The sequence below is a fragment of the Erythrobacter ramosus genome, assembly GCF_009828055.1.
Taxonomy (GTDB): Bacteria; Pseudomonadota; Alphaproteobacteria; order Sphingomonadales; family Sphingomonadaceae; genus Erythrobacter; species Erythrobacter ramosus.
On the sequence record NZ_WTYB01000008.1, the window covers coordinates 1 to 10,133 of the forward strand.

The following is a 10,133-nucleotide window of genomic DNA, read 5'->3' on the forward strand; positions in this document are numbered from 1 at the left end:
GACTGCGCCTCGCTGGCAGAGCAACACATGCTCCACCGTGCGGGAAAGTCTAATGGAATGTGCAATGGTTCTAGAAGTCGGCCCGGCCCTTCGTTGACCGCTCGTCCCTTCCAGATGCTTGAAAGCTGCGCGCCGAGCCCAAGGTGCTTGGCTGGTTACTTGCGCCATTAGGCAGCCGATCAGACTTAAGGCCGCGCGGACTGAGGCCAGCCAATAAGACGCAGTGATTTCGCTTGCAATAGCGTCCAGATCCGCGATCTTCGCGTTCCCAAAACCGGGGTAACGGGGGCGATTATGTATAATTGGATGAAGGCGGCAGCGATGGCCGCAATGCTGCTTTTCGGGGCCACAACCGTCTCGGCGGGTAAGCAAGATTTCGATCTTATCAATGCCACGGGGTATACGATCGCCGAGGTTTACGTTGCGCCTTCTTCCAGCAATGACTGGGAAGAAGATGTTCTCGGCCGCGACACACTCGGCGACGGTGAGGGGGTCACGATCAACTTCGCGCCCAATCAGAAGGCCTGCATGTATGATCTTCTCATCGTGTGGGAGGATGGTGACCAGGCTACTTGGGAGGGCTTCAATCTGTGCACCGTCTCAGAAATCACTCTCTATTGGAACAACGGCAAGGCAACCGCCGAATATCAGTAAAGGCGGGGTAAGGCAGATTTGCGCCGGGCGCGCTTTATTGCGCTGATCGGGAAGTATTTTTTGGCTTAGCGGCGCGAATGCGTGAGCCTGATAAGAGGCATTGGGGCGACGCTGTCGGTCTCCTACGTGTAGCGGTGCAGTTGCTCTGACAACTCCTGATCGCGCGCCCGTCTAAACGATGGCCAATATGCTCATTGCCTCTTGGCCGCGATATCAAGCTGCGTTGTTGCGCGAACCCCAATCTCAACTGTGGCCGCATAAGGCAGCCCAATGTCATCCGTGCCGTCGCGCTCGATGACCCATGGCAGCGGCAGGTTATCGGCGTTCAGCGTAATGCGGTGCTGGCCGTCCGCCACCCCCGTGAACTGGTAGAAGCCCGCTTGATCAGTGCGGAGGGCTTCGCGCCCGTCGAGAATGACGATGATGCCGGGCACGCCGGCTTCGGCGGGATCGCGTTTCCCGTTCTCGTTCGCATCGAAAAAGACCGATCCTGCAAGGTTGCCCACCCCGCCGACCGGGAACTGCCGGTTGCCCATCAAGCTCCGCGGGCGTCCGGCCGACATTGTGTAGCGAACGGTCAGATAAGCCGCGCGCAGTCGGAACGAGCTTCGCCTGAGCTCTTCAAGCTGAGTAGGATCCGGACCTAGCGGAGAATTGAAAAGCGGTATGCCGAAGCGTGACACCAGACTTGATCTTGTGTCGGTGTAAGAGCCCGAGAGGTTCCAGTTGGCCGACAGCCGTGCAGAGGCCACCATAGTTGCCGAGAACGAATCCGATTGCTGCGAGGCAAAGCTACCGAAGGATGCGCCGGTTGACTGGAAGGGGCCAAAAAACTCCGACGCCGCTGTGCTGGCGTCGGTGGTGTAAGCAACGTTTGCGTCAAGGCTGACGTCCTTAAAGGGCATCAGGCCCGCGCTGACGGCGAGCGAGAAGCCGTCAGCCCGCTCGCTCTGGACCAGGCCCGCTGCCGAGGATGCTTGGTCAGCTTGTTTCCGATATTGATAGGACACCTGCGTGCTCAGGCGGCTGCCCGCTGGCAGGCTCTCTGGAAGTGTCCAGTTCTGGACGAAACCGATCCGATAGAAATCTGACAAGGCATCCCGGCTCCAGCCGGCTTCGGCCCGAGATGTCCCGAGGCCAGTCTCGAAGTCGACATAGGCGAGTGCCTGTCCAGCGCTCTGTCCGTTGGCAACTCGTAAACTCGAATTCAGGCCGATAGCCGTTGAAAAGCCGATGTTTCGGCGAGCGTCGGCGTTCACGACAAATCCGCCGAGGCCCGAATTGTCGACAGAATCTATGGCATCAAGATTGAAGGTCCATCGCCACCGCTGCGACGAACGCGAGAAGCGGTAATAGGCCCCGTAAGCGTTGCTCAGCACCGCTGATGCCCCCCACGAGAGCCCAGGGCCGAAGTAATAAATGCCTCCATTATGGACCTTGCGACCCGACCGGTATCTTACGTCGATTGAGCCGCCCGCGGCCTGACCAGCCGGCGCGAAAGCCTGGGTCTCTGCCTGACTGACCGAACGGTTTGACCAAATGGTATTGGCCTGAAGGCGCAGGCCCGGCCGCGCGTAAGCCAGCGATCCAACGATGGCCTGCGACGATATCAGTGGCACGGCATCATCCGCACCCGGCGTCTGGATTAATGCGGCAAAGGGATCGCGCGTGTTGTCCACGGCAATCGCCTGCGCGCCTGCTGTCCAGCCCGGTGCCATCTCGAGCTGACCGCCGCCAGACACCAGCAGACCGGACAGGCCCGAATAGTCGTTCAATCGCAGACCGCCGAGCAATCCGGGCTCACCGACCGAAAGGTTCAGGCTGGCGAACGGAACCGGATCCTCATCGATTTCGCTCGGCCTGATTGGCTTATAGGCTTCCAGCGAAACGGCAGCGCCCATAATCGGGGTGACGGGCAGGAAGAACCGGGTTTGCCGGTCAAACAATCCAATGAGCGGCGTGGAGGTTGCGCCCAATGCACCATCGCCAAGCCAGCCGGACCCGAGCGGCAAATCATCGGTTGCAAGCCTGAACAGGCCGTTCCAGCGATCAGTGCCGGGCTCGGTCAGTGGACCGAGACGAGACCCGCGGCGTATCTGCGCATCCAATCCGATCATGCCGAAATTGTCGGTCTGATATTTCCCGGACACGAGAATGCCCGCTTCCTGCTGCGGGCGATCAAGCGCCGAGGTATCGAAGCTGCCGGTCTGCGATTTTGAGGTGATCCGCGCTCCGCCCACCTCGACGACCAGCGACCGGAGGTTGCCGCTGGTGTTGCTGGAGGGGACATCATCGGATTGAAGCGACGGCTCGAGCGAACCGTCGCCAATCAGGCGATCGACATAGGCGATCTCTGGTTCGGGCTTTTCGTTGGGAGCCGGCTGCGTCTGGCCATGTGCGGCGGTGCCCGCAAGCATGGGTGCGAGGATCGCGACCCGCAAACCAAAACTGTAGCAAATCCGAATTCGAAGCAAGACCTGGTTGTCACTCTTGAACATCAGGCTCGAACACCCCTTCGAATTTGAAGGAGTTGGTCGAATCGTCCATCTCGCCAGCGATCGTTACCGGAAAGACGATCGGTTCCTTTGCCTTGCTCTGCGCTGTATCTCCGGCTTCCAGCAGCTCTTCGCCATCATCGGGATTGAGCGCGATCATACGCGTTTCTCCGGGAAGAATGGGAAGGGTGGACGGAGAAAACTCCCGCCGCACACCGGCAGCGTCGGTCCCGCTCAGAAAGGCAGAAAGCCGACCATGCGCAGTTCCCGTGTTCTCCACCATCACCACAGGCGTCTGGACACCGCCAATCGTTACGACGTCCGCGTTCACGATCTTGAGCACGGGCTTCACGTCGCCGACGGCAACATAGACGATGAGGGCGATCTGCCCGCTCACCGGGAATTTGACGTTTTCCGCAGGCGCGACGTTGTTGTCACCTCCCGCGATGACAATCGCGAACCGGCATTCGGTTGGCGGTGTCTCAGGCGGCGGGGTCACCTCGAACCGGTAGCGCAGTGAGGTTCTGCCGGGCAAGGATGTCTGACGCCGTTCAATCGCCACCCATGGGCGGCAGGAACCGGGCTTGAGCGCTTCGGTGAGGACCACCCCCCCGTCCGCCGTCAGATCCCATTCCGCCGTGGTGAAGGTCAGCTCGGCCGGGACGTCGGACCGGTTGCTGAGCTCTGCAACCGCCCGCACCGTTTCGCCTGTTTTAGCGGCAAGCTCAAAACGCGGCGGCGAGACCGCTAGGGCAAACTCGTTGGCCTTTGCAGGAAGCGCCCCGACTGCAAGCGCCAGACCCACGGCCCACAGGGCCGGCGGAAAACGAAGCGGTTGATTGGTCATTGAAGTCACTGGTCCAATTCGATTTCAAAGCCGAACGCCAGAGCCTCCGGCTGGGTCAATCGCGCGCCATCAGCCTCCAGCGCAATGTCGATCAGATCGCGCAGCACGGGGCTGGTCACAGGGCCGGCATAAACCAGCGTTCGGTCACCCGAGATCACGGTGCCCGGCAGCAGTGTCCCACCCGTTCTCCAAGTGGCGCGGACCGTGGGTCCAGGAGTGCGTGGCAAGGTCATGTAAATCCGCCCGGTCCGCCCGACCCAAGCGGCAAGGTTGAGTTGAACGCTGACGCGCGTCGAAGCGGCTACCAGTGAGGTCGTGCCGTTGCGCCCGGGCGGCTGCCACTCCATTTCGAGAACAGGATCCAGAACGACAGTGCCGCTGTCATCCACTTTGAAGACCCGTCCCGATGACACCACGTCCTCTTGCGCGGCAAACGCTATCGACGCGCCGGCAGGGGTGCAGCAAAGCAGAACAGGAAGGATGAACCTTTTCACGGCAAGCTCAGGGTATAGACCGCACGCCCGGTGTAGGTCCCGGCCGCAGGCAACACGGTATTGGCGTAGGAGAATGTCATGCATTGCTCCTTCCAAGTATTCCGCGCGAGGGTCCCAAGGGTCTGCGTGCCCCCGGTGAAGGTTCCGTTGGGGAACTGGAAAACCGTATCGCCATTGCCTGACATGACCCAGCTGATCTGGCTGAAGGGGATGGTGTTGCTACCGCTGGTGAGGTTAGCCGGCGAAGTAACAGTCAACGTCGCCACGCCCGTACCCGATCCCGGCCGAGACCATGCGCCGATATAGACCTGTGAGGGGGGATTGCAGAAGGCAAAGCCATCGATCGGGCTCTGCGATACGGTGCTGTTCGACGTCATGGCCTGCGCAGCGCCGGAGCCAACAACCCCGTTCGGCACAGTGACCGAGACAACGTTGATCGTCGCGTTGTTGCCCGGTGTGCCGCCCGACGCGTTGGTGCCAGTATATCCTCCGGCCCCTACCTGAAGGTAGATGGATCGCGTCCCCGCGGTGATCGTGATCGTGTAGGCATGCGCGGCCTCTGCCCCGAAAGTGCTCGCGAGCAAGGCCACCACCGCAGTGCTTCGCCACCGAGCTGTGCTGCGATAGAGAAGCCTGTCGACTATGCGTCCGAATTGTTTCGCACCTTCGGCGATCATCTTTGGCAATCCTTGGTTAATTCACGCGGGCACTGAAGCCTTGATTGGAGGCCATGCTGAATTCAAGGTATGGCCACGAGATATACACTTATTGGCGAAGCTCCAGGCTCCCTGCCTCTGGTGCCGACGTCCCAGCTTTGTGCCCGAGCAGCACGTGTCGGCGCGAAAGCGAGGGTTCCGGCATTGGTTAGCACCACATAGGGCTCGCTGGACATTGCACCGTTGGCCCCTTTTGCGCTCAACGGTTGCGGAGGGTCGTTAACTATCTCCGCCGGAGCCGAGCCAAGGTAAACAACCTGTGGGATGACGATGGTAACGTCGAGAGATACGGTAGGTTTCGTGCCTGGCATCGGGATGGTCTCGAACCGTGATCCCGCCTGTGCTGCCTCGGTGAAAAGAACGAGCGCATACAGCGCCCCAAGACTGCGTATCGTCGATGCTGCCCAACGCCTCACGCTCTGCCCCTTCATTATCTCCGCATACGGAAGACGGGCAAGCGTAGCTCAGTTTAAGGGCGTGAGGTATAGTTAATGAAACGTGTCTTGAGATGGGACGCAGCGGTGCCCTCCCTGCCAACAAAGACGAACTGTCTCCCGCTTTGACTTACCGGAGCTCGGCGCGAGCGTGCGCCGAGCTCCGGTAGAGCAAGATTAGGGCATCGACACGGCGTAAGTCACGCGGCCGTTCTGCGTATTGACGCCACCATAGGTGCCGGCCGCAACGATGTTCTGGTTGAGGTAGGAAAAGGTCCAGCGCGCATCGAGGTTCGTCACCTTCGTGCCGCTCGTGGGAGAAAGATTGATGCTGGTCGTCGCACCATCAACCAGCGTAGGGTGAGCCAGCGCGGTGGCGCTCGTATTGGCGGTTACGGCGACGGCCATCTGCGACCACGAGATCGTGTCGCCCGCGCCATTGTTGAGCGCGCCCAGCGTCGTCGAGCTAAACGCGATCGTGCCATTGTTGCCGGTAACGCGCGCGGTGACTCGGCCAGCGGTCAGGTCGCCGCCCGTGCCAGCAATCGAGGAGCCGTCACCAACGTTGGCCGCCGGCACCGTGAACACGAGATTGTCGACGTTCGTGTTGTCGGCCCGATCCGTGCCAGTGCCGATGCGGACATAGACGAACTTCGGGATGGTCACGGTAAAGTCGAGATTAGCACTCGCCGTCAGCGGGCTAGCAGTGCCAGTCACAAACCGCGACTCTGCTTGAGCTCCGGTCGAAAAAGATGCTGCGGCAGCAATCATAACTGCCGACAAATATAGCTTAGTGGTCACGATTTGGTCTCCGGTCTAGATAACTGTGCGTTCGAATGATCGCGCCGCCACCTCTATCCCCTTAATGGTTAATATCTCCTTTAAGCTTTTGTTCGGTGGGTAAAAATTCGGAAAACATCCTGTGGCTCTGGTGGCTGACTTGGCCGAAGCTTTGTTGCGCAGATCGGCCAACTTGCTGGTAAATCGCTGCGCCAAGAAATGGCGCTCGCCCGCAGGCCCGAGGCTTGCCGCAGGCTGATGAAGATACACGGGGCGGGCATTGCCAGAGCAAACGCGTCGTCTACCCCTACTGTTCACTGTGCGACACTCCGCATCAGCTTGAGCTATGAATGACAAAGAACGAGCATAGCGTGTAATAATTTAGCTGATTCAACGAAGGGCTGACCATCCTGGCGCAATGTCCGGGCGTAGGGTTACTGAAGCCGGGCGGCGCGATTATCGGCAAGCGTTGGGGGCGGACGCAGAATCTCAGAGAGACAAAAAGGGCTCGCGTTGGCATCGCGGTGCAAATCCAAGGGGGATTCTAGGGGGGTGGGAAAACTCTGGAGTCCGCCAAGATGGCAACCGGTCACAATCTCTATCTAAACCGCCAAACCAGTTTTTCGCCCGCGCGCGCGAGGGGTTGTGGTTGGCGTTTGTTCAGGTTATGTTCCGGTTATGGCAGGGCATTCAATTCGACAAGCAAAGCGGGATGAATTGGCGTTCCCGGTCCGGGTGAAAATCCGCGTGCCAGATACCGGGCTAGGCAAGACGCTCGATTGCATGGCCGATTGGCTGAGGGTGAATGTCCTTGCGGCGGATTATGCCTGCCACAGTGTGCCCGGCTTTGTTTGCAGCACGGCAGCATTCTATTTCCGCAATGTCGAAACCGCTCAGGCATTCGTGAGCGCGTTCCCGGACGCCGGGCTTGCCGATGGCGTAGCGTCACCGGCATACGGCACGACAAGGTAACGGATAGGGCGACCAGCTGAGTGCCTATGGTCCAATCTGAGGGTCGTCGTGCAGAAAATCGCCCAGTTCTGATTTCTCTGGATCGCTGAAATTGAGGGGGGGAGTGAAGTAGGATTTCAGCATCAGTTCCGGCGAGCCAACGAAGTCTTGTGCCTTGTTCAGGTCAGTATACGTAAACAGATCATCCGGCGTCCAACTTTGGTCGAAACGCATTCCAGCAAACGCACCGTCACACCAAACAATTTCTCCCCAAATCCCGTTACCTTGGAGCGAGAGCCGTGCCGATGAAATTCCGACACTATTCCGGAGCTGCAGCTTCGCTCCGGTGACCGAAATATCCACGATAAGAACCAATTGGCGGCGAGACGGAGTCAAGAGTTCGGCCCCAACAAAAATCTGGTTTCGACGGGCTACCCTTCGCCCCAAAAAGTTCGTTAGATCATTCATCGCCTGTCCAAGATCGGTTCCGCCCCCCAACCCAATAGTCAAAAACTTCTGAGATTGGGTGAACGTTGCGAACCCTTTTGGCGGCCACCCGAGACTATCACGACTGACGAGTTGCGCTCCTACAAGGCAGCCACGACCACCCTCGACAACAGCGGCAAGCAGGAGGTGGGACGCTGGGCCAACAACCGGGTCGAGAACAGCCACCTGCCATTCCGGAGGCGAGAACGGGCAATGCCGCGGTTCCGGCGGAAGAAGTCGTTACAGAAGTTCGCCTCGGTCCACGCCAGCGTCCACAACCACTTCAATCTCGACCGCCAGACCTATAAGACCGCCCGCCAAGCCGCACTGGCTGAGTGGCAGAATCTCATGGCCTGAACCGTAAGCGGGAAAGGGATAGCTCCGCCAATCGAAGACGAGTTGCGATTAGACTGACAGCACCATCAAGATCGCATTGAAGGGTCATGGAAATGGCGATGTGTAGCTTTGAGGTGCGGCAGGGGAAATGCATCTTCAAAAATTAAAACAGGGGCTTGCGGGCTCCGGAAGCATGCGGCGGAACCTTGGCCATTATTCGATTGGCGGCCCAATCATTGTGCAGGTGTGGCTATGGAAATTCTTCCAATGCGCAGCCAACAGCCACTACGCCTTTGCGGGTCAGGTCGATGAGCGTAACGCGCTGGTCGACATCGCTGGTTCTTCGCTTGATCAGGCCCTCTCGCTCCAGTCGGTCGATCTGACGAAAGGCTGTCGTTGGCGGCGCTCTAGATACCTTGATCAGGCTCTTGGTCGAAACGGCCGCCCCCCCGGAAAACTGTACAAAGAGCTCCAAGAGCATATCCCATGCCGGGCCATCGTGAGCATCCGGCGGCAAAAACTTGGCGCGTTGCTGCCGAAACTGAAGGAGTAAGAGGGCAACCTTTGCGAGTTCCAGCGCGTTACGTTCAATCCGGGCTGCGGCAGACGGCAAACTATAGTTCGGGCGGACAATCTCGGGCCGCCAATCCTGATCAACCGCATCCGCCATGTTCATGAGCCTTCGCCCCAAACCGCGCAGTTCTTCGGGTGAGAGCTTTGCGACGAGTTCGTCCAGCAACGCAATTTTAAGGGTCAGGGGGTGGCGCGGGTCGGATGATCTGGTTGGTGGATACGGCGGTGCCATGTCAAACGCCGTTGCTTCGTCCATGCCAAGGCCAAAGCTCTCAGAACGTTCAGGAAGCATTGAACTCAGCTCAACCAATCGCTTACGTGCGTTCTCCACCGAAAACCCGTGAGCGGTCGCAGCATCCTCAAGCGACAGGCCGTCGGCCAGCGAAGATATCATTAATTGAAATCTCGCTTCGCGCACTTTCGCGTGTGACTTCACAGTCGTTCCCCCGTCGAGACTGCATTCGCTGCTATATGACCAACTTAGTTGAATCAAGCACATTGGGGGGCCATTGTATAATAATGAGACTCATCTTTGGCTTCGGCGCGTAGAATTATGCATTTTGCACATCGTTCCATTGCGGCATCAAAATGCGGCTCACGCCTGGCCGACAAAATGGCGGTCTCTCGGCTCTCTCAGGTTTCATTCGCGCACCAACATGGTTGCCTAGTGATAGCTAAGGCATCCAAGCTAGCGATGCCGGCTGCTGCGTAATGATATAGCTTCTAGATTGATCATAACCGAGGCGGAACTCGGATGAATGACACCTTTTGATACAAAGTGTGGGTCATACGCACGCAGTATGCGGTATCTGATCGCACCTCTCGGCAAGTGTCGTGGAGATGCCGTCGGGCTTGTGCCTGGCCAACAAAGGTCCGTGAGCGTCGATGGATCGGTGTGACAGCCGGTATAGTGAACTGATCCATGCAGCTGGCCCGATCAAGAAACTCCGCCACCGCTCTGGGCGTAGGGCGAGTTAAGTACGGCAATCCGGTTCCACGCTAAAGCTCCATAGCCATGCGCGCGCGATCCAAGTCTCCCATCGCAACCATTTGCATCGAGCCGCGGCTCTGTTGGCGAGCGGCGAAAAAGGGAGGGGCGGCCTACGAAAGATGGGGACAATTCCGTGGCCTCAATGGAGGTCCATGAGCCTGCGCCGAAATGACCGGACATGCATGACCCAACCGTCACCCCGTTTTGGCCTCTCAACCGGTAATCGGCCTCGCCACGACTTTCGCCAACCCTGGCGAACATGACCACTCTGACCGTTAAAGCGAACGGGTTTCGACGCCATGATCTGCCCCCTTCTGAGTGGCCCAATTTCTATTTTAGAATAGGTCATGAAGGAGGAATGGGATGGCGAGGAATC

Annotated in this window: 9 protein-coding genes and 1 pseudogene; 3 read left to right on the forward strand and 7 right to left on the reverse strand. The window is 58.8% G+C overall.

The genetic code is table 11. The features are described from left to right. Window positions 1–321 precede the first annotated feature (321 nt). A complete protein-coding gene (locus tag GRI59_RS15470) occupies window positions 322–654 on the forward strand; it encodes an argininosuccinate lyase (protein WP_202391057.1) in 333 nt (110 codons plus the stop codon). 191 nt (window positions 655–845) lie between these two features. On the opposite strand, the gene GRI59_RS15475 is transcribed toward GRI59_RS15470, so the two are convergent. The 5 genes from GRI59_RS15475 to GRI59_RS15495 all read right to left on the reverse strand — a co-directional run bounded on the left by GRI59_RS15475 (window position 846) and on the right by GRI59_RS15495 (window position 6,357). Next, window positions 846–3,152 carry an SdrD B-like domain-containing protein gene (locus tag GRI59_RS15475; protein ID WP_160762160.1) on the reverse strand — a complete coding sequence of 769 codons (2,307 nt, stop codon included), beginning with the start codon at window positions 3,150–3,152 and terminating at the stop codon, window positions 846–848. After that, window positions 3,139–3,996 carry a hypothetical protein gene (locus GRI59_RS15480; RefSeq protein ID WP_160762161.1) on the reverse strand — a complete coding sequence of 286 codons (858 nt, stop codon included), beginning with the start codon at window positions 3,994–3,996 and terminating at the stop codon, window positions 3,139–3,141. The genes GRI59_RS15475 and GRI59_RS15480 overlap by 14 nt, the downstream gene beginning before the upstream one ends. Before the next feature lie 5 nt (window positions 3,997–4,001). Further along, the gene (locus GRI59_RS15485; RefSeq protein WP_160762162.1) at window positions 4,002–4,229 is read right to left on the reverse strand and encodes a hypothetical protein; all 228 of its coding nucleotides are present in this window, start codon (window positions 4,227–4,229) and stop codon (window positions 4,002–4,004) included. 257 nt (window positions 4,230–4,486) lie between these two features. Then, window positions 4,487–5,167: a hypothetical protein gene (locus tag GRI59_RS15490; protein WP_160762163.1), complete on the reverse strand. Its 681-nt coding sequence runs from the start codon at window positions 5,165–5,167 to the stop codon at window positions 4,487–4,489. 650 nt (window positions 5,168–5,817) lie between these two features. After that, the gene (locus GRI59_RS15495) at window positions 5,818–6,357 is read right to left on the reverse strand and encodes a hypothetical protein (protein ID WP_160762164.1); all 540 of its coding nucleotides are present in this window, start codon (window positions 6,355–6,357) and stop codon (window positions 5,818–5,820) included. Window positions 6,358–7,137: 780 nt separating this feature from the next. On the opposite strand from GRI59_RS15495, the gene GRI59_RS15500 reads away from it, so the two are divergent. Next, on the forward strand, window positions 7,138–7,392 hold the full coding sequence (locus GRI59_RS15500; RefSeq protein WP_160762165.1) for a hypothetical protein: 255 nt from the start codon (window positions 7,138–7,140) through the stop codon (window positions 7,390–7,392). Window positions 7,393–7,416: 24 nt separating this feature from the next. Here GRI59_RS15500 and GRI59_RS15505 read toward each other — a convergent pair whose 3' ends face one another. After that, complete coding sequence (locus tag GRI59_RS15505; RefSeq protein ID WP_160762166.1) at window positions 7,417–7,839, reverse strand: hypothetical protein; 423 nt, start codon at window positions 7,837–7,839, stop codon at window positions 7,417–7,419. A gap of 90 nt (window positions 7,840–7,929) precedes the next feature. Here GRI59_RS15505 and GRI59_RS15510 point away from each other — a divergent pair. Continuing rightward, window positions 7,930–8,214, forward strand: a pseudogene (locus GRI59_RS15510) (DDE-type integrase/transposase/recombinase); the annotation flags it as partial. 229 nt (window positions 8,215–8,443) lie between these two features. On the opposite strand, the gene GRI59_RS16020 reads toward GRI59_RS15510, so the two are convergent. Further along, entirely contained in the window at window positions 8,444–9,202 is a 759-nt protein-coding gene (locus GRI59_RS16020; RefSeq protein ID WP_160762167.1) for a MarR family transcriptional regulator, read from the reverse strand. Window positions 9,203–10,133: the final 931 nt, after the last annotated feature.